Genomic DNA, 17,389 nt, shown 5'->3' on the forward strand with positions numbered 1-17,389 from the left:
CGAGGCGGGAGACGAGCAGCGCCGGCACCACCGCGGTCGCGCCCGTGACGGCCAGCCCGGCGGCGGGCACCGGGTCCGTCGACCGCGGCACGGCGACCAGCCCGATCACCGCGAATGCGGCCGGCAGGCCGTTGCGTACGAGGTGGGCGGCGCCCAGCGGCGTGTCGGAGACGCCGAAACACCGGCACGGCGGTCATGCGCGTGAACGCCGTCCAGTCGCGGAGCTTGCCCAGCACCGACAGGGCGAAGACGAGGCCGATGACGCAGCGGGATCCGGCGGCAAGATAGTCCATGCGTTCTCCTGAGGGCTCAGCCGTCACCGCGTGCCCGGCACGGGTGACGGCCGTCGGGATCATCGGTCAGCAGTCGCCCCGGGTGGTGCAGGTGCAGCCGCTGCCGCCGACCTTCGGGCAGCACTGGACCCACGTCGGACGCGCCCCCAGGACGCAGCACTGGAGGTAGCACCCACCGGGGCAGCTGTTGCAGGCGGCCGCGGCCTCGGCTCTGGGGACAAGGCGCTGGAGCAGGTTGTCGGCGAGTCTTGCGATCGTTGCGGTCATCGCAGTGGTTCCTCCCTGCGCGGATGGCTGGATGACCTTCACCTTGACTCGGACATTCAGGGCGTACAAGGGATGAAGCACGTTCCGAAATGTTCCGAACACCCGCACTGCCGGGCGAACGGGCTCATATGATCTTAGGAATTTCGGTCCCACGAGAATGAGGTGTCATGGAGCGAGTGACGGTGCGCAGGGCCGGTGTGGTGGCGTTGGCCCTGGCCACCCTGGTGGGGACCGGCTCCACCGCGCAGGCCGACACGACCCCCGCCGTGAGCTCCTGCGAGCTGGGCTTCTGCCTGTACGAGCACGACAAGTTCAAGGGCAAGGAAGAGGAGTTCCAGTTCGAGGCCTACAACGTGTGTTACAAGGCCCTCCGCGTGAACAACATGGCGAGTTCCATGAGGAACCCCAGCGGTGCCCGGGTGCAGCTCTACGACTCCGCCAACTGCTCCGGCGCGTACGGCTACGCGGCAAGCCCGCACTCCTCGGACGGCGACCTGACGAACAACGGGTTCGACAACAAGGCCAGCTCCCTCAAGTACATCAAGTCGTAAGCCCCGATATCAGCCGCCCGAAAAGCCGGCCACCAGCAGCGCGCCCACGGCCGATGGGAGGAGTCAGAATGCCCGTTCGGCTGTGGGGAGCGGTCGGGGTGCTGCTGATCGCGGCGACGGCCGCCTGTTCGACGGCGGCGGCGACGGAGCCACCGGTTCCGGTGCCGCCACCGGGGGTGGAGGCGCGCGAGCTCACCGTCCCCTTCGACCGGTACAACTTCTCCCCCTCGGACATCAGCATCCTTGAGGGCGCCGAGGAGCTCCTCGTCCGCGACTGCATGAGGCAGCGGGGCCTGGTGTGGGAGGCGCTGCCGCAGAGCGCGGCGGAGGACCTGGAGCCGCCCAACCGCCGCCGCTACGGTGTCGTCGAACCGGAGATGGCCCGCCTCTTCGGCTATCACGCCCCGCCGGACCGCCCTACCGTGGCCCGGCGTGCCGTCGCGCGCGAGAACCGTACGCGGAGCCTGTCGGCGCAGGAACGGCAGGCCGCGTACGGCGAGAAGGACGGCTGCCTGCCCCGGGCGCAGGCCCAGCTGCAGCAGGGCGCCCCGCAGGCCGACGGGGCCCTGTTCAACAGGCTCATCTCGGAGACCTTCAAGCAGTCCCAGCGGGATCCGGCGGTCGTCCAGGTCTTCCGGTCCTGGAGTACGTGCATGCGGGAGCAGGGCCGGCAGTACACCGATCCGCTCGCCGCCGTCACCGACCAGCGGTGGATGGAGGACGGCCCCGCTTCCCAGGAGGAGATCCGCGCGGCGCAGGCGGACGTGCGCTGCAAGGCGAAGACCGGCCTCGTCTCCATCTGGTCCGCCGCGGAGAAACGCATCCAGAACGAGGCCATCGGCGCTCACCCCGCCGAGTTCCAGGCGCTGCGGGCGACCAAGGATCGGCAGTTCGCGGCTGCCCGCGCCGTCCTCGCCCGCGGCTGACCGGCGCCCACCGCAACAGTGAGCCACCGCTTCCCGCCCGCCGGAAGCGGACCGGAAGCGATCCGGTAGCGCCTTACGCAACGGTCGGGTTCGTCCTGGAAGATCATTTCACCTCTTCCTCATGCGAGGTCCCGTCAAATGTCCGAGCCCTTACCCCGCGCGTCGGCCCGTGCCCGAAGCCTGGCCGTGCTGGCCCTGCTCGCCGTGCTGGGCACCCTGTTCACCGCGCCCGCCGCCTCCGCCGCGGCGGGCGCGCCGATGCTCCCCCTGTTCGTCCGCCGCGCCAGTGACGGCCACCTGCTCGCCTACGAGCCCAAAGGCACCGGCGGCCTGCAGAGCCCCGTCGACCTCGGCGGCGGCTTCGCCGCGGCGACCGCGATCCTGCGCGCCACCACCTCGGAGAACGGCACCCGTAATGACCTGTTCTTCCGCCTGGGCGGCGAGCTCTACTACACCGCCGAACGCGGCACCTCGACCATGCCGGTCGCCTCGAACATGGACGTCTACAACCTGATCATGACCCCGGGCAACCTGGGCAGCAGCGCCTCGCCCGAGATCATCGCCCGCGACACCGCCGGCGCCCTGTGGCTGTACCCGGGCCGCTCCGACGGCGGGCTCGCCGCGCGCGTGCAGGCCGGGACCGCCGGCTGGAACGGCATGGACGCCCTGGCCGGATACGGCGACTACACCGGCGACGGCAAGAACGACCTGCTGGCCAGGACCACCGCCGGCACCCTCTACATCTACCCGGGGACGGGCAGCACCACCGCCAACCAGATCCTGGGCGCCCGCCTCAGCGCGGGCACCGGCTGGGACGCCTACACCGCCCTGGTCTCGACCGGCGACAACAACGGGGACGGCAAGGCCGACCTGATCGCCCGCGACTCGGCCGGGGCGCTGTGGCTGTTCAAGGGCACCGGCGTCGCCTCGGCGCCCTTCGCCGCCAAGGAGAAGATCGGCAACGCCGGCTGGACCGCCTTCAACGCCTTCTTCTGAGTCCTCCCATCCCCATCCACGGCTGAAAGCTGACCATGTTCACCACCACATCGCGGTTATCGGGATGGCTGCGCGCGACTCTCGCCTCCCTCACCGTCATCGCCGGCGCGCAGGTCGTCCCTCTGCCCGCCGCCGCCAACGCCGCGGTCGCCGAGTACGACCTCGCCCATGCCGCGTCGGTCCGCGCCGCCCAGTGCCTGCTCACCGTCGTGCAGCGCAAGGGCGGCCAGGACATGAAGGCCGTGGCCCGCGCCGGGCTGGGCGGCACCGACGACGTCCTGCTGCGCAACGCCGCCGACGAGTACCGGGCCGACCCGCCGACCCCGCTGCACACCGCCTTCGACCAGGACGAAGAGCGGACCGGGGCCAAGCTGGACGAGCTCGGCGACCGGCATTACGTCTGGGAGGAGTCGCTGGCCTTGCCGCCCCCGAAGGGGTACACGGATGTCGAGTTCCAGTGGATCAAGCAGAAGGACAACCCGTTCAGCAAAGTGGGCCTGATGCCCTGGATCGGCAACCAGTTCTGGCAGGCCGAGGACGATTTCTACGCCGACCAGACGCCGGAGGCGGCCAAGGAGTCCGTGGAGGCGGCCAGGCAGATCGCCGCCGAGCGTTATCCCGAGGACGGCGACGACTACGAGGGGTGGCGGGCGTGGGAGGACATGACCTTCATGCACCCCATGTACGCCGACGACGCGCGGACGTTCCTGGAGCGCGGCGGGTTCCCGACCAGTGCGCCCGATCCGGACAGCATGGAGTTCCGGGTCGACGTCGAGAACCTCAAGGCCCGCTACGCCTCCTGCGCCACCGCCAACCCGCCGGACCCGCACCGGGTGCTGGACGCCGAGTTCGCCGCCGCCTCGCAGGAGTGGCAGCAGGAGGTCGACGGGCAGCGCGCTCAGCGTGACACCATCTTGAAGGAGGAGGCCGAGGCCTCCGCCGACCTCCAGGTCGCCTCCCAAGCGCTGGGTGAGGCGCTGGGCCAGTCGATCATCGCGAGCCGGTTGGCCGACTGGCAGGCGTACTGGCTCAAGCAGTCGCCGGACGATTTGTCCTATCCGAGTGCGGCGCAGTTCGCCAGGGTCAAGACCGACGTCGTCAAGGCCCAGGCGATGGCGCTGGGCCGGGTGTACGTGGCCGCGCGGGCCGCCCAGTCGGCGCAGCGGCATGCCGCCGCCGCCGTCACGGCCCAGCAGGCGGCGTACGCGATCGCCGACGCCGCCGGGCTGCCCCGGGGCCGTGGTCTGCTGTACGGCCAGCAGGCGGTGCAGGTCACCCGGGCCTCTGCCGCCGCCACGCTGGCCGTTTCGAAGGCGACCGAGACGGCGGGCAACGCCACCCGCGCGTCGGCCGCGGACAGCAAGACGCTGATGGCGCTGGCCGAGACGCAGGCGCACGCTTCGCAGGCGGAGTTCCGGCGGATGGCCGCCGAGGAGGCGGCCGCGCAGGCCAAGGCCGCCGCCGAGGGCGCGGCGACGCAGGCGGCTTTGGCGGCGGAGAACGCGGCCAAGGCCAAGAACGCCCAGGCCAGGGCCGAGGCCGCTGAGCAGACGGCGAAGGCGGCCGCGGCCGACGCCCGCGCCCAGCGGGAGATCGCCGAGGCCGAGCGCGACAACGCGGAGCGGCAGAAGAACATCGCCGCCGAGCAGCGCGCCAACGCGGCCGCCGCCGAGTCCAGGGCCGTGAGCGAACGCGCCAACGCCGCGAACGCGCTGAGCGCCGCCCAGGGCGCCGGTGCCACGGCCTCCGAGAAGAAGGAAGCGGCGCTGGAGGCCGAGCAGAAGGCGGCCGCGGCCCGTACCACCGCCCTGGAGGCCGAGAGCAGCCGGGACGCCCTGCTGTCCAAGGCCGCCGCCCGCGAGGCGTACGCCGCCGCAGCCGAGGGCACCGATGCCGCCGAGGGCGCCAGGACCGCCGCCACCCAGGCGCGTTCCGCGGCCGATCGGGCGACGACCGCCGCGACCAACGTCCGCGCCGCCGCCGACCAGGCCACCGCGGCCGCGAGCGCGGCCCGCGAGGCGGCCACGCGCGCCGAGGCGTCCGCGGCGCGCGCCCGGTCCGCCTCCGACGCGGCCCAGCGCGACGTGGCGATCACCAACGCGTCGGTGAAGAAGGCCCACGCGGCGGCGGCCGACGCCATCCAGGCCTCGTGGGACGCCTCCATCAACGTCCGCGACGCGGAGGAGTACGCGAAGACCGCCGTGGCCAACGCGGTCAGGGCCAGGGCCGACGCCGTCGTCGCGCGCAAGGAGGCCGACGCCGCGCACGTCAGCGCGGTCAAGACCGCCGGGTTCGCCTACGCCACCGCCCAGGCGGCGCTGGCCGCCCGCGACTCCGCCTCCCAGGTGATCAAGCCGGCCAACGACGCCATCGAGCTCGGCTCCCCGTACAAGGAGACCGACGCCTCGGCGGGCCTGGCCGTGCTGACCGCGCAGGCATCCAAGACGCTCGCCGCCCAGCAGGCCGCCGTCGCCCAGGCCAAGGCCGCCCAGGCGAAGAAGGCCGCCGCCGAGGCGAAGGCGCTGGCGGCCCAGGCCGACGCCGACGCCAAGGCGGCCGCCACCGCGGCGGCCGACGCGGCGGAGTCCGCGGCCTCTGCCGTGGCCTCCCTCGCCCAGGCGCGGGCCTCGGCGGCCGAGGCGGCAGCGGCGGCCAAGGCGGCGGTGAAGGCCGAGGCCAACACCGTCGAGTACGACCGCCAGGCCACCGCCGACGCCGCGGCAGCCGACTCGGCCGCCACCGCCGCCGAAGGCTACGCCAGTGACGCCCGCGACTCGGCCGACGAGGCCGAACGGGACGCCGCCTCGGCCCGCGACGCCGCCGGCGCCGCGGAACGGGACGCCGCCACCGCCCGCGACGTCGCCTCCAAGGCGGAAGCCGACGCGACCACCGCGGAGGAAGCCGCCAAGAACGCGCGGCAGAGCGCGGAGGAGGCGCAGGCCGCGGCGATCAGGGCCGAAGCGCAGGCGCGCCAGCGAACCCGGGACAGCCAGCGCATCGTCACCTGGGACGGCGGCTTCGCGCTGACGGAGGTGTCGACCGACCTGACCGTGGACTCCTGGAGCGGGTCGTGCACCACCGGCTGGGGCGGCGACGGGACCTGTGACATCGACATCCCGCTGCACATCCACGGGACGGTGTACTACAACGTCCTGACGTGCCAGCTGACGAGCACGTCCGAAGCGGACTGCGTCCGCGACAACCTGGTGGCCAAGGACGTCGACTTCATCGAGCACCGCACGCTGCACATGGACGTGCGGAAGGTGATCCAGGAGTCGTTCAACAACCTGGTGCACGCCGTGCTCGGCGACTTCATCGACTGCGCCAACTTCAAGGCCTCGGGCTGTGCCTGGGTCGCCGGCGAGATCTTCGGCCCGCTGATCATCGGCAAGATCGCGAAGAGCGTGGTCGCCTTCCGGAACTCCGTGCGCACCGGAGTCGGCGCCGAGGAGGCCGTGGCGGGCCTGGAGGCCGAGCAGGGCCTCGAACAGGGGACCGTGCTCGGACTCGAGGCGCAGGCGGTGGCCGAGCTCGAGGCACTCGAAGGCGCTAGTGTTTCGCTCAACAGCCTCAGAGCCGAGTTGATGGAGTTGATCCGCCGCAGGGCGCTGGGGCTGGACCAGGCGACCGCCACGTTCAGGAGAAGCGAGATGGAGACCGCGCTCCGCATCGAATCAGAGCGCGGAGTACAGCTCACCCGGTCGACGGGAACGAGCGAGGACTGGTTCGACCAGTACCGGCGCTCCTACGACGCGGTCGGCAACTTCGGCGCGCAGTTCTTCGAGAGGCAATGGCCGGCGCTGCAGGATCAGATCCGTTCGCATCTGTCGAAGGCGAGATTCGTGCCCGTGGACGTCTCCCAGTTCACGCCCGCGCAGATAGCCGAGGTCAAGGCGTTCATCGAACCGCTGGGGCCGAACGTCTTCATCGTGGGTGGCTGATGGCGAACGACATCATCGTCTCCGACGAGTACGCGTGGAGCGCGTCGCACGGGCTGTTCGAGTGGGTGGTCGAACGCCTCCTGGAGGCCGTAGACGACGCGGCCACCAGGGAACACCTCGAACTCGTCCTCAGCGCCGAGCTCGGCGCCGTCGACCTGCGAAGGCTGCCGGACGCCGGGCGCGCGCAGATCATGCGTTCCCTGCGCGGGCACCTGGTCCCCGCGGCCGAGTCGGGCCTGGCGCTCACGCAGCCCGAGCCCGCCCGGCGCTTCACCGTCGGCCATGTCAAGGTCCTGGCCCTCATGGCCGAGGACGTGGCCAGATCCGCCGCGGACGAGGAGGCCACCTGAGCACGTCCCGTCCACGCCGGCCGTGACTCGGCTCGGGAGCCGTCCGCCGCGGCTCCCGAGCCTGCCGACTGAGGGGCGGGCGCGTGCCCGCCCCTGCTCAGGCCGTCAGCAGGTCGTCCAGCTCGGCCGCGAAAAGCAAGGCCGGGTCGAATCCCGTCCCGGCGAAGTGGCCGGCGAGCTCCAGCGACAGGACACCGTGCAGCCGGGTCCAGAAGCTCAGGGCCCGGTGCAGGATCGCGGGCGGGGCGGGGTGGCCGTCCACGCTCGTCGTCTGGCTGACCCGGCCCGACGGCGCGCCGAGCCTGTCCAAGGACATCCACCCCGCGATCGTCGCCGCGTCCGCCGCCCGACGTGCCCCTCGCCACGGACTTCCTCGGCAAAGGTCTCGAAGTCTGGCTGCACGACCTGAAGATCACCGCCGAAGCCCGCGCCGGTCGCTAGGCTCGCGGCGTGATGGAGGAACTGGACCTCGACCTCGGCGACGACCGCACCCTGCACGTTTACGACACCCACCCGGGCAGCGCGGCCGACCGGCTGACCGTCTTCTGGCACCATGGCACGCCCAACATCGGGACTCCCCCGGAACCGCTCTTCCCCGCCTCCGAGCGGCTCGGCATCCGCTGGGTGTCGTACGACCGGCCCGGGTACGGCCGCTCGACGCCCTCGCCAGGCCGGGACCTCGCATCGGCCGCCGGTTACACGGCCAGGGTCGCCGACGCGCTGGGCATCGGCCGGTTCGCGGTCATGGGGCACTCCGGCGGTGGCCCGCATGCCCTGGCCTGCGCTGCCCTGCTCGGGGACCGGGTCCTGGCCGCCGTCGGCGTGTGCGGGCCGGCGCCGTACGGGGTGGAGGATCTTGACTGGTTCGCGGGCATGTGCGACTCCGGCCAGGCCTCACTGCGCGCCGCCCGCGCGGGTCGTGCGGCCAAGGAGCGGCACGAGGCGTCGGCCGGGTACGACCCCGAGATGTTCACGCCGGCCGATCATGCCGCGCTGGAAGGCGACTGGTCCTGGTTCGGCGGCGTCGTCGGCCCGGCGGTGGAGGGCGGCCCGGGCGGGCTGATCGACGACGACCTCGCGTACGTGCGTCCATGGGGCTGCGATCCCGCGCGGATCGCGGTGCCGACCCTGATCGTGCACGGCGACCGGGACCGCGTCATACCCAGCTCGCACGGGAGATGGCTCGCCCGGCACTGCCCTCCGGCGGAGCTGCGGACCTTCCCTGACGACGGCCACATCTCGGTCCTTCGCTCGGCGCCGGCCGCGCTGGACTGGATCCGCGCGAACGTCCCATAAGGACGTCCCACACGTAGGACCCTCAGGCGCGCGGGCCGGTGTGCAGGACGGCGAACAGCCCCCGCGCCCGGGTGCCGTCCGGCAGGCTCCAGGAGCCGGCGACGTGGCCGGTCGCCTCCGGCGGAAGGAGAGGAGCGGGACGGAGGACCCGGTGCAGGCGGAGGACCGTACCGTCCGGTGCGGGCAGCTCGGTGCCCTCGTGGTCGTCGACGGCGGTGGCGGCGAAGCCCGTGAGGGCGGGGCCGAGGTAGGAGCGGGTGACCTCCCGGTCCGGGGTGTCGCTGGCGTTCTGGTCCTGGGCCTGGGCCCGGCCCTCGATCAGGGCCAGCAACTGGGCGACCAGCACCGGGTCATGGCAGCCGTCGTAGGCCCAGCGCCGCCCCAGCACCCCGTGCTCCATGGTGCCGACGAGGGCGTGCTCCGCCCCGTCGAGCGGGGCGCCGCGATAGGTGAGCGGCACCAGGTAGGCGGCCGGGTGCGTGCCGGAGCTGTCGGTGACCACCAGGAACTCGATCCCGACCTCGCCCTGGGGGTCGTCCAGCCGGAAGCCGCCGGCCTTGGCCAACTCCGGCTCGCCAGCGCCCCTCTGGTACCACGGCCGCGAGGGCAGCCAGGAGGTGAGCAGTTCCAGCTTGGTCGGCGTGAGGACGGTGTGGTGGATGACGGCCATGCCGATGGTTCTCTTCCGTTGAAGGGGACGACCTTCACATTTTCCCAGGCTTGGCGGCCGCCTGTGACGAGGACCGGCCGGTGATCTCAGTGGTTGAGCGGAGTACCGTTGGTTGACGGGCCAGGTGGCCTGGCGGCGGACCTCGCGGGCAACGACCTACCCTCGGCGCCCGAGGCGTCCGGATCGCGGACGGACGGGGGCGACTTTGACCGAGGACGAGCTCGAACAGCGCTTACGCGGGCACCCGGCGGTGACCGAGTGCGTCGTGGTCGAGGGCGAGCAACTGATCGCCTACGTCGTGGCCGGCGAGGCGGACGGGGCGCGGATCAAGGAGTTCCTGACGGAGTTCGTGCCGCGGCGGCGGCTGCCCGAGGTGGTCGCGGTGGTGCCCGAGTTGCCGCGCACGCCCGAGGGCGAGATCGACATCGCGGCCCTGCCCCTGCCGGTGGCGGAGGGAGAGCGACCCGCGGGCGGCAAGGCCGGCTTCGTGACCGCCGGGAGCGGTCCTCTGATGGTCGGGGGCACGCTCCTGTTCGGATTCCTCGCCTTTGGGACCACCAACGTCTTCTGGCCCTATTCCACCGACCTGTCCGGGGTGCCGCTGCCTTGGGCGGCGCTGTTCTTCGGGCTCTACCTTTTCGAGTGGGCCTCGTTCGGGCTGGGCGTGATGGTTCTGCTGCGGGGCCGCTCGGCGCTGGCCCGGCTGGGCCGTTCCGCGCCGCTGACCACGGCGGCCTGGCTGGCGCTCGTCTGGCTGCTGGTGGCGTGGTGGCCGCAGGACAACTTCTACCGCCTGGCCGCCAAGACCGACTGGCCGCAACAGGCCGCCCTGGTCTACGGGTTCAACGTCACCCTCATGATCGCCGCGGCGATCCTCGTCGCCTTCGTCTCAGGCCGGCGGCGGTGAACCCGCGTCAGACGAACATGGCGCCGAGCGCCTCGTTGGCGGTCCGTACGGCCCGCTCCGCCTCGTCGAGCTCCCGGAGCGTCCGGGCGGCGAGCGCGATCCCCAGGTAGGGAACGGGGTCGAACGCGGCGGTCGGAATGGTGACCAGGAGGATCGCACCGAGCTCCCGGCAGCGTGCGGCCAGCCGGGTGACGTGCTCGCGCAGCGCGGTCGACGGCAGCCGGGCGCCCAGCGGCAGGCAGTCCAGGGTGCGCACCAGGTGCCCGGCGCCGTGCAGGCCGTCCAGCGCCGTCTGAACGGTGAAGGCCGCTGAGGGGCCGGTGAGCCGCAGGTTGATCTCGGTAGGCGCCAGCAGGCCCGCCGGGTCGGCCACGAAGTCCACGTCGTACCAGCCGCGGTAACCGTGGCGGGCCAGCGCCGCGCCCACGGCGGAGCCGAACGCGGCCGCGGTCCGCGCCTGCCCGGCGGGGAGCGTGCCGGGTCCGACGGTGACGCCCTGGTAGCGGGTGCCGTCGATCGCCATCGTGCCCGTACCGACCGGGTGTACCTGCCCGTCGGCGGCGATGACGGCGTCGAACGTGGGGTCGGCGACGCCCGCGATGTACTCCTCCAGCAGCAGGCCGCGCACCCTGCGGGGCGGCGGGGACGTGGTCACGACCTGGATGCCGGCGCCGCCCACTCCGTACTCATTTTTCAGCACATACGGCATGGCCGCCCGCCTCAGCTCCCGGCGCGTCGCGATCCGGCGCTGTGCCGCGATCCGGATCCCGCGATGGTCCGGGGCCAGCTCGCGGAACAGCTCGTGGGAGCCGCGCTTGGACTCGAAGCGGCGGATGCACTCCAGCACCCCGGCAGGAGCGGGCCGGATCCGGTCGAACGCGGGCGAGTACCCCCAGGTCAGCACCGCCACCTCGGGCGAGACGAGCTCGGGCAGCCCGGCGAGGGCCGCCGACACCCGCCCGTCCGCCGCGACCCCGCCGCGCACCCGCACCTCGCCCCAGCCCAGCGTCTCGGCCAGGTGCCCGACCCACCACTCCGGTACGGGCAGCGGCAGCACGATGTGGGCGGGCCGCGGACTGGCGAAGGCCGCCAGGCAGGAGTAGTGGTCACGCCCGGCCGGCATCCCGCCGAAGGCGGCGTTGAACTCGGCCGCGTTGCCGACATGGACGGCCGGCAGCCCACCCGTCCAGGCCCGCACCCACGACGGCTCGGCGCTCACCCGGTCAGGAAATCCCATAGATCACCTGATGTGCAAGGCTTGAGGGCCGGCCAGCGCGGGGTGGGGACCCCGCCGGGCGGTGGGAAAGCTCATCCGGGGTGCGGCGAAGGGAGGGTGACAACCGTTCGCAGAAGGGTGAGAGTGTGACGACCGAGTCGCGCGAGCACATGGACGACGACGAACTCGTCGCCCGCTTCCGGCTGGATCCGGAGGAGTTCACGGCCGTCTACGACCGTTACTTCCGCGAGGTGTACCTGTACGTGGCCGGCCGCCTCGACGTGCAGGCCGGGGAGGACATCGCGGCGGAGACGTTCTGCCTGGCCTTCCGGGACCGGGAGCGCTTCGACCCCACCCGCGGAGGGGTACGGCCGTGGCTGTTCGGCATCGCCACGAACCTGATGGCCCGCCACCGCAGGAAAGAGGCCCGCCACTACCGGGCACTGGCCCGTACGAGTGCCGATCCTCCGGCAGACAGCCATGAGGGCCGTGTGGTCGACACGGTCACGGCACAACGCATGGGCCCCCGCCTGGCCAGGGCGCTGGCCACGCTGAACCGGGGCGAGCGCGACGTGTTGACGTTGAGCTACCTGGCGGAGCTCACGCACCAGGAAGTAGCCGATGCCCTCGGCATCTCCTACGGAACCGTCGGTTCCCGTCTCAACCGTGCTCGCAAGAAGATCCACCAGTCGATGGCCAAGGAGGACAACCGTGGATGACCTGCGCGAGATCCGAACCCTGCTCGCCAAGCCCGATCCGTCTCCCGAGGTGGTCGACCGGGGGCGCCGGCAGTTGCGTTCCAGCATGCGCCGCCGGAGTCCCGCGCGGCGGGCGCGATGGCTGCTGGTCCCGGTGGCCGCGGCGGCCGCCGCCGCCGCATTCGTGATCGTGCCCGGCCGTTCCGGTGACGCCCCGCCGTCGACCGGGAGCGCGCGGGACGTTCTGCTGGTCGCCGCCGCCACCGCGCAGCGGACTCCGGAGGGCTCCGGTACGTACTGGCACATCACCGTCACCCATGAGGGGCATCCGAAAGCGGAGTACTGGTATCGGCGGGACGGCCGGTTCTGGCTCAAAGGCGAGGGGCTCAAAGGTGAGGGCAAGCTCTTCGAGTTCCCCGGAGGGCCTCAGCCGTTCAGGGTGGGGGCGCTGAGCATGAGCTTCGACGAGCTGCGGCGGCTGCCTGACGACGAGAACGCCCTGTACGCCCGGCTGCGGTCGGCCGTGGCCGAGGCCGGCCTCCGTACCAGCGCGGGATCGCCGGGCGCTGCCGAGCTGGACGGCTTCGCCGTTGAGACGCTGGTCTCGCTGATCAGTGAGGCGCCGGTCCCGCCCCGGACCCGCGCGGCCGCCTACCGGGCGCTCGCCTCGCGGCCGGGGGTCGTGGACCTGGGCGAGGCCGACGGCGGGCGGCGGCTGCAGATTCCGCTGGCCGGCGGTACGGGCACCGTGGTCGTGGACCCGGACACCGCGAGGGTTCGCGACACGCCCGTCTGGGTCCCTCTCACCGGAGGAGTCATGTCCACCGATGAGGGCGGGGTGACGATCGACGCCGAATGGGTGGACCGGCTTCCCGCCGAATGAAGCGCCGGTCGAGGTGCCTGGACCCGCCCGGAGACAGCGGTACGACAGCTCGACGACAACGATCATCGCCATGATGCGGCGAGCGCGCCTACGGCGGGGGTGCTGGGCGCCTCGCACGGCCCCTACCGTGACCTGGCCACCTGCAACTACTGGATGTACGGCGTCCGCGCGGGCGGGCGCGCGACCACCGACTGCTACTACTACAACCCGCCCATCACCTGCCCGGGAGGCGTCTGCCACCCCGACCCCAGAGGCTGGTAGTTCACCGAGCAGTGATCCGCAGGTCCGCACAGGTGCGTCCCACCTGTGCGGACCTGGCGTGGTCAGTCGCTCTCGACCGGCTCCAGCACGAACACCGGGATCTCCCGGTCCGTCTTCTCCTGATAGTCGGCGTACGGCGGATAGGCCGCCACCGCACGCTCCCACCACTCGGCCTTCTCCGCGCCGGTCACCTCACGGGCCTTCATGTCCTGCTTGGCAGGACCGTCCTGAAGCTCCGCAAGGGGATGGGCCTGGAGATTGAAGTACCAGACGGGGTGCTTGGGAGCGCCGCCCAGCGAGGCGACCACCGCGTATCGGCCGTCATGCTCCACCCGCATCAGCGGCGTCTTGCGGATCTTGCCGCTCTTGACGCCCAGGGTGGTCAGCAAGACGACCGCCCATCCCGTGTCCCTCAGGGTCGTTCCCCTGGTACCGCCGGAGCTCTCGTACAGCTCCACCTGCTCGCGTACCCACTGCGTCGGGCTGGCTTCGTACTCGCCCACAAGAGGCATGGCATCCGTCCCTAGGTCGGCCAACTCACGTGCAGCTTGATCCAACACCCGACCCGTGCGTTTTCATCCACCGAGGTCAAGGGATGAGGGAGACCTCGGGGAAGCGGGTGTCGGGGGCCTCGAACAGGCGGGTCGGCCTGCCCCGCAGGTGCAGGTCGAAGAAGGCCCCGACGTAGGCGCGCTGGGCGGCCACCGAACGGCCGGGATCGATCGTGCCCACGTAATCCGCGAGCGGCACCGTGGGGAGCTTGGCCGCGATCTGCGGCAGCAGCGGCTGCAGGTCGGTGAACGAGCCGTGGGCCGCGCCCTTGAAGCGCACCTCCCGCTTCCAGCCGGTCGAGGCCCGCCAGAACGACTTCCAGCTCGGCTCGTTGTCACGCGTGTGGGTTCCGGCCGCCAGTTGCAGGAACGGCCTGGTCACACCGCGGGTGGCCACCGGGCCGACATAGGCGCCGTCGAGGTTGACGCCCACGTCCACGCGGGCGTCGTCGCGGGTCAGCTGCGCGGCGACGGACCCGCCCAGCGACTGTCCCAGCGCCCCCACCCGCGAGGCGTCGGGCGCGCCGAGCATCCCCTCAGGCAGCTTGCCGCCGATCGGGCGGCCGTGGGCCAGGGCGGTGACCTGGTCCAGGACGTAGCGAATGTCCGCCAGGCGCGCCCGCGAGTGCTTGGCCAGCAGCTTGGCGATGACCTTCGGCGTCAGCTTCGGGGGCAGCGGCAGGGCGCGCACCACGCGTCCGCCGGGGAACTCCACCTGGTCGGCCTCGTAGGTGTGGTCGACGGTGACGACCAGGTAGCCGCGCGCGGCCAGGTCCTCGACCAGGGTGGTGCCCAGCGTACGCGGCCCGCCGTCCCCCGAGCTGAACAGCACCACCGGCAGCTTCCCCGCGCGCGGCTCGACCGGCGCGCCCACGCGGGCGTGGGTGCGCGTGGCGGCCCACGCGACGGCGCCCCTGGCGATGCCCAGGGGCGGCGCCGAGTGCCGATCCCAGTCGGCGGCGGCCAGCGGCGCCATGTGCGGCGCGAGCGGCCCGCCGCCCGCCGCCGCCGGGTACCACAGGCTGATCATCAGCTCCCGGTACGGCTTGGCCGCCGCCAGCGGATCGGGCCGCGACCGGTCGACCAGCCGCACGTCCACGGTCCCGACCGGATACGGCCCACCGGGCGCGGGCAGGCTCACCCCGATCGGATTCGCGCCGCCGGCCGGGCGCAGGCTCGCCGCGACCGGGCTCCCGGCGGCGGCGGCGCCGGCCGCGGGTGTGAAGCCCGCCAGCACCAGCACGGCCAGCCCCGCGACCTTGCCCGCGACCTTCGAGGCGGGAGACGAACCCACCACCAGATCCGCATTTTTCGTGACAAAGGGCATGCGTAAACTCCTCCAACGGAAAGGGATGCCCGACAGGCTGACAGCCCGGCACGCCCGCGGACCAGCGGCGGAGGTCTCACGCGCGTATGCGACTTTCGGATGACGGTCATCCCTGCGGAGGAGCGGGAGCGAACCCGCAGGACAACTAGGGTGAACCGCATGAGACCCGCCGACCGTCTGGCGGCCCGCCTCACCGCGCTGAGCCGATGGTCGACCGTGCCCGCCGACGCGCTGCTCGCCGCCGCGCTGTTCCTAGCCACACTCGGACCCGGCCAGGTGCTGTCCGGTCCCCCATGGCTGCTCGCGCTGCAGGCCGCGCTGGTGGCGCCGCTGGCCTGGAGGCGGCGCGCCCCGATGACGGTCATGGGCGCGATCGGTCTGGCCGCCGCCGTCCAATGGACGCTGGACGTGCAGCTTCCCGCCGACGCCGCCCTCCTGGTGGCCCTCTACACGGTCGCCGCGCGCCGCCCGTGGCGCCACGCCCTGCCGGCGGCGCTCGCGCTGCAGGCCGGCGTGCTGCTGGCCGCCGCCCGCTGGGCGCCGCCCGGCCAGTTCCCCTTCACGACGGCCGCGCTGAGCGCGATGGCGGCCACCGCCCTCACGACCGGCCTGTGGATGCGGGTACGGCGAGCGTACGTGACCTCTCTCGAACATGACCGCGAGCAGCGGGCACGGCTGGCCGTCGCCGAGGAACGCGCGCGGATGACCCGCGACATGCACGACATCGTCACCCACAACCTGTCGGTCATGGTGGCGCTGGCCGACAGCGCCGCCCACGTCCGTCACAGCGCGCCGGACCGGGCCGCGGCGGCGACGGAGCAGATCGCCGCGACGGGACGCCAGGCCCTGCAGGACATGCGCCGCTCCCTGAGCGCCGGCCGCGACCACGCCACCTCGGACGAGACGCGGCAGCCAGCACCGGGGATCGCCGAGCTCGGCCCGCTGGCCGAGCGGATGCGCGCGGCCGGGCTGGCGACGGGTGTCCGGGTGGCCGGTGACACCGAGGCCGTTCCCGCCACCGCGCAGCTGACGATCTACCGGCTGGTTCAGGAGGCGCTCACGAACACGCTGCGGCACGCGCCCGGGGCCGCCGCCGAGGTGCGGGTCGAAGTGTCGTCGTGCCGCGCCGAGGTGGAGGTCACCGACGTTCGCGGCCCGGTCGCGCCCGGCGACCCCGGGCTCCGGAGCGAGGGGCGCGGGATCGCGGGCATGCGGGAACGGGTGGCCGCCTACGGCGGGACCCTGGACGCCGGGCCGGTGACGGGCGGCGGATGGCGGGTGCTGGCCGTGCTGGACCTGGGGGCGCCACGATGATCCGGCTGCTGATCGCCGACGACGAGTCGCTGCTGCGGATGGCCTTCCGCATGATCTTCGAGGCCGAGCCGGACATGGAGGTGGCCGGGGAAGCCGGCGACGGCGAACAGGCGGCCCGGCTCGCGCGGCACCTGCGCCCGGACGTGGTGCTGATGGACGTGCGCATGCCCGGCCTGGACGGCATCGAGGCCACCCGCAGGATCGTGCGCGACAGCCCGCGCTCGCGCGTGCTCATCCTGACCACCTTCGATCTGGACGAGTACGCCTTCGCCGGGCTGAAGGCCGGAGCGGCCGGGTTCCTGCCGAAGAACACGCGGCCGCAGGAGCTGCTGACCGCGATCCGCGACGTCGCGGCGGGAGAGGCGGCGCTGTCGCCGCGCGTCACCCGCCGCGTGCTGGAGAGGTTCGCGCCGCAGATGGCGCCGGGGCCCGCCGAGCGGGACGAACGGCTGGCGCGGCTGACCGCGCGCGAGCACGAGGTGCTGGCGCAGGTGGCGCGCGGGCTGTCCAACGCCGAGGTCGCCGCGGCGCTGCATCTGGCCGAGGCGACGGTCAAGACGCATCTGAGCCGCGTGCTGGACAAGCTCGGGCTGCGCGATCGCGCCCAGGTGGTCGTCTTCGCCTACGAAAGCGGCCTCGTCCGCCCCGCCGCCGATGAAGACCTCGATTGGGGAGGGTCATGACCGTCGTCCTGTCCGTGGAGCCGAGGTCCCGCGCCAAGGACCGCGTCGGCCGGGTCACCGACTTCATGCACTCCCTCGACGTCATCGCGGGCGGCGGGATCGTGATCGACCCCAAGGTCGTCGGGCACATCGGCAACATCTTCGCCAAGCTCGGCCTCCAGCCCGAAGACGGCAACCGGCGCGTCCTCGCGGTCCTCACCCACCTCCAAGCGGCCGGGCCGGACCCCCGTTCGTGACGGCCGGTCCCGCATCGTGTGAT

General features: G+C 72.6%; 19 protein-coding genes. 13 read left to right on the forward strand and 6 right to left on the reverse strand.

Annotated features, from left to right (window positions below; all coding sequences use genetic code 11):
* Nucleotides 1–359 precede the first annotated feature (359 nt).
* Nucleotides 360–560, reverse strand: a complete 201-nt coding sequence (locus ABZS69_RS52140; RefSeq protein WP_355388054.1) for a hypothetical protein — start codon at nt 558–560, stop codon at nt 360–362.
* 167 nt (nt 561–727) lie between these two features.
* On the opposite strand from ABZS69_RS52140, the gene ABZS69_RS52145 reads away from it, so the two are divergent.
* The 5 genes from ABZS69_RS52145 to ABZS69_RS52165 all read left to right on the forward strand — a co-directional run bounded on the left by ABZS69_RS52145 (nt 728) and on the right by ABZS69_RS52165 (nt 7,324).
* Nucleotides 728–1,111, forward strand: coding sequence for a peptidase inhibitor family I36 protein (locus tag ABZS69_RS52145; RefSeq protein ID WP_355388062.1), 384 nt, complete (start codon nt 728–730; stop codon nt 1,109–1,111).
* 68 nt (nt 1,112–1,179) lie between these two features.
* Nucleotides 1,180–2,037: a hypothetical protein gene (locus ABZS69_RS52150; protein WP_355388065.1), complete on the forward strand. Its 858-nt coding sequence runs from the start codon at nt 1,180–1,182 to the stop codon at nt 2,035–2,037.
* Nucleotides 2,038–2,175: 138 nt separating this feature from the next.
* Nucleotides 2,176–3,033: an FG-GAP-like repeat-containing protein gene (locus ABZS69_RS52155; RefSeq protein ID WP_355388068.1), complete on the forward strand. Its 858-nt coding sequence runs from the start codon at nt 2,176–2,178 to the stop codon at nt 3,031–3,033.
* Nucleotides 3,034–3,068: 35 nt separating this feature from the next.
* On the forward strand, nt 3,069–6,974 hold the full coding sequence (locus tag ABZS69_RS52160) for a hypothetical protein (protein ID WP_355388071.1): 3,906 nt from the start codon (nt 3,069–3,071) through the stop codon (nt 6,972–6,974).
* Complete coding sequence (locus ABZS69_RS52165) at nt 6,974–7,324, forward strand: hypothetical protein (protein ID WP_355388074.1); 351 nt, start codon at nt 6,974–6,976, stop codon at nt 7,322–7,324. The genes ABZS69_RS52160 and ABZS69_RS52165 overlap by 1 nt, the downstream gene beginning before the upstream one ends.
* A 97-nt stretch (nt 7,325–7,421) precedes the next feature.
* Here the strand turns inward: ABZS69_RS52165 and ABZS69_RS52170 are convergent, their stop codons facing one another.
* Nucleotides 7,422–7,640 (reverse strand): TetR-like C-terminal domain-containing protein, encoded by a 219-nt coding sequence (locus tag ABZS69_RS52170; protein ID WP_355388077.1) that lies wholly within the window; start codon nt 7,638–7,640, stop codon nt 7,422–7,424.
* A gap of 137 nt (nt 7,641–7,777) precedes the next feature.
* Here ABZS69_RS52170 and ABZS69_RS52175 point away from each other — a divergent pair, with 137 nt between their 5' ends.
* Nucleotides 7,778–8,620 (forward strand): alpha/beta fold hydrolase, encoded by an 843-nt coding sequence (locus tag ABZS69_RS52175; RefSeq protein WP_355388194.1) that lies wholly within the window; start codon nt 7,778–7,780, stop codon nt 8,618–8,620.
* A gap of 22 nt (nt 8,621–8,642) precedes the next feature.
* Here the strand turns inward: ABZS69_RS52175 and ABZS69_RS52180 are convergent, their stop codons facing one another.
* Complete coding sequence (locus ABZS69_RS52180) at nt 8,643–9,290, reverse strand: 1,4-alpha-glucan branching protein (RefSeq protein WP_355388080.1); 648 nt, start codon at nt 9,288–9,290, stop codon at nt 8,643–8,645.
* 205 nt (nt 9,291–9,495) lie between these two features.
* Here ABZS69_RS52180 and ABZS69_RS52185 point away from each other — a divergent pair, with 205 nt between their 5' ends.
* The gene (locus tag ABZS69_RS52185) at nt 9,496–10,197 is read left to right on the forward strand and encodes a hypothetical protein (RefSeq protein WP_355388083.1); all 702 of its coding nucleotides are present in this window, start codon (nt 9,496–9,498) and stop codon (nt 10,195–10,197) included.
* A 7-nt stretch (nt 10,198–10,204) separates the two neighbouring features.
* On the opposite strand, the gene ABZS69_RS52190 is transcribed toward ABZS69_RS52185, so the two are convergent.
* Nucleotides 10,205–11,434 carry a hypothetical protein gene (locus tag ABZS69_RS52190; protein ID WP_355388086.1) on the reverse strand — a complete coding sequence of 410 codons (1,230 nt, stop codon included), beginning with the start codon at nt 11,432–11,434 and terminating at the stop codon, nt 10,205–10,207.
* Nucleotides 11,435–11,559: 125 nt separating this feature from the next.
* On the opposite strand from ABZS69_RS52190, the gene ABZS69_RS52195 reads away from it, so the two are divergent.
* The 3 genes from ABZS69_RS52195 to ABZS69_RS52205 all read left to right on the forward strand — a co-directional run bounded on the left by ABZS69_RS52195 (nt 11,560) and on the right by ABZS69_RS52205 (nt 13,255).
* Complete coding sequence (locus ABZS69_RS52195) at nt 11,560–12,132, forward strand: RNA polymerase sigma factor (RefSeq protein ID WP_355388089.1); 573 nt, start codon at nt 11,560–11,562, stop codon at nt 12,130–12,132.
* The gene (locus ABZS69_RS52200; protein ID WP_355388092.1) at nt 12,125–12,994 is read left to right on the forward strand and encodes a CU044_5270 family protein; all 870 of its coding nucleotides are present in this window, start codon (nt 12,125–12,127) and stop codon (nt 12,992–12,994) included. Before ABZS69_RS52195 ends, ABZS69_RS52200 begins: the two co-directional genes overlap by 8 nt.
* Before the next feature lie 99 nt (nt 12,995–13,093).
* On the forward strand, nt 13,094–13,255 hold the full coding sequence (locus tag ABZS69_RS52205; RefSeq protein WP_355388094.1) for a hypothetical protein: 162 nt from the start codon (nt 13,094–13,096) through the stop codon (nt 13,253–13,255).
* Between the two features lie 62 nt (nt 13,256–13,317).
* Here the strand turns inward: ABZS69_RS52205 and ABZS69_RS52210 are convergent, their stop codons facing one another.
* Together ABZS69_RS52210 and ABZS69_RS52215 are read right to left on the reverse strand one after the other, a co-directional pair.
* Nucleotides 13,318–13,767: a nitroreductase family deazaflavin-dependent oxidoreductase gene (locus tag ABZS69_RS52210; RefSeq protein WP_355388097.1), complete on the reverse strand. Its 450-nt coding sequence runs from the start codon at nt 13,765–13,767 to the stop codon at nt 13,318–13,320.
* A 76-nt stretch (nt 13,768–13,843) separates the two neighbouring features.
* Complete coding sequence (locus ABZS69_RS52215) at nt 13,844–15,133, reverse strand: lipase (RefSeq protein ID WP_355388100.1); 1,290 nt, start codon at nt 15,131–15,133, stop codon at nt 13,844–13,846.
* A 159-nt stretch (nt 15,134–15,292) separates the two neighbouring features.
* Between ABZS69_RS52215 and ABZS69_RS52220 the strand changes: the two genes are divergently transcribed.
* The 3 genes from ABZS69_RS52220 to ABZS69_RS52230 are packed head-to-tail and all read left to right on the forward strand — an operon-like array spanning nt 15,293 to nt 17,366.
* Entirely contained in the window at nt 15,293–16,447 is a 1,155-nt protein-coding gene (locus tag ABZS69_RS52220; RefSeq protein WP_355388103.1) for a histidine kinase, read from the forward strand.
* Nucleotides 16,444–17,130, forward strand: coding sequence for a response regulator transcription factor (locus ABZS69_RS52225; protein ID WP_355388106.1), 687 nt, complete (start codon nt 16,444–16,446; stop codon nt 17,128–17,130). The genes ABZS69_RS52220 and ABZS69_RS52225 overlap by 4 nt, the downstream gene beginning before the upstream one ends.
* A complete protein-coding gene (locus ABZS69_RS52230) occupies nt 17,127–17,366 on the forward strand; it encodes a hypothetical protein (RefSeq protein WP_355388109.1) in 240 nt (79 codons plus the stop codon). The genes ABZS69_RS52225 and ABZS69_RS52230 overlap by 4 nt, the downstream gene beginning before the upstream one ends.
* Nucleotides 17,367–17,389: the final 23 nt, after the last annotated feature.

This window comes from Nonomuraea sp. NPDC005650, assembly GCF_040605375.1.
In the GTDB taxonomy this organism is placed as follows: Bacteria; Actinomycetota; Actinomycetes; order Streptosporangiales; family Streptosporangiaceae; genus Nonomuraea.

Bases quoted from the DNA above. Each gene is read 5' to 3' on its own strand.
- ABZS69_RS52230 (WP_355388109.1), top strand. From the start codon at position 17,127: ATGACCGTCGTCCTGTCCGTGGAGCCGAGGTCCCGCGCCAAGGACCGC.
- ABZS69_RS52175 (WP_355388194.1), top strand. From the start codon at position 7,778: ATGGAGGAACTGGACCTCGACCTCGGCGACGACCGCACCCTGCACGTT.
- ABZS69_RS52225 (WP_355388106.1), top strand. From the start codon at position 16,444: ATGATCCGGCTGCTGATCGCCGACGACGAGTCGCTGCTGCGGATGGCC.
- ABZS69_RS52145 (WP_355388062.1), top strand. From the start codon at position 728: ATGGAGCGAGTGACGGTGCGCAGGGCCGGTGTGGTGGCGTTGGCCCTG.
- ABZS69_RS52210 (WP_355388097.1), bottom strand. From the start codon at position 13,767: ATGCCTCTTGTGGGCGAGTACGAAGCCAGCCCGACGCAGTGGGTACGC.
- ABZS69_RS52165 (WP_355388074.1), top strand. From the start codon at position 6,974: ATGGCGAACGACATCATCGTCTCCGACGAGTACGCGTGGAGCGCGTCG.
- ABZS69_RS52215 (WP_355388100.1), bottom strand. From the start codon at position 15,133: ATGCCCTTTGTCACGAAAAATGCGGATCTGGTGGTGGGTTCGTCTCCC.
- ABZS69_RS52160 (WP_355388071.1), top strand. From the start codon at position 3,069: ATGTTCACCACCACATCGCGGTTATCGGGATGGCTGCGCGCGACTCTC.
- ABZS69_RS52190 (WP_355388086.1), bottom strand. From the start codon at position 11,434: ATGGGATTTCCTGACCGGGTGAGCGCCGAGCCGTCGTGGGTGCGGGCC.
- ABZS69_RS52150 (WP_355388065.1), top strand. From the start codon at position 1,180: ATGCCCGTTCGGCTGTGGGGAGCGGTCGGGGTGCTGCTGATCGCGGCG.
- ABZS69_RS52170 (WP_355388077.1), bottom strand. From the start codon at position 7,640: ATGTCCTTGGACAGGCTCGGCGCGCCGTCGGGCCGGGTCAGCCAGACG.
- ABZS69_RS52140 (WP_355388054.1), bottom strand. From the start codon at position 560: ATGACCGCAACGATCGCAAGACTCGCCGACAACCTGCTCCAGCGCCTT.
- ABZS69_RS52220 (WP_355388103.1), top strand. From the start codon at position 15,293: ATGAGACCCGCCGACCGTCTGGCGGCCCGCCTCACCGCGCTGAGCCGA.
- ABZS69_RS52155 (WP_355388068.1), top strand. From the start codon at position 2,176: ATGTCCGAGCCCTTACCCCGCGCGTCGGCCCGTGCCCGAAGCCTGGCC.
- ABZS69_RS52180 (WP_355388080.1), bottom strand. From the start codon at position 9,290: ATGGCCGTCATCCACCACACCGTCCTCACGCCGACCAAGCTGGAACTG.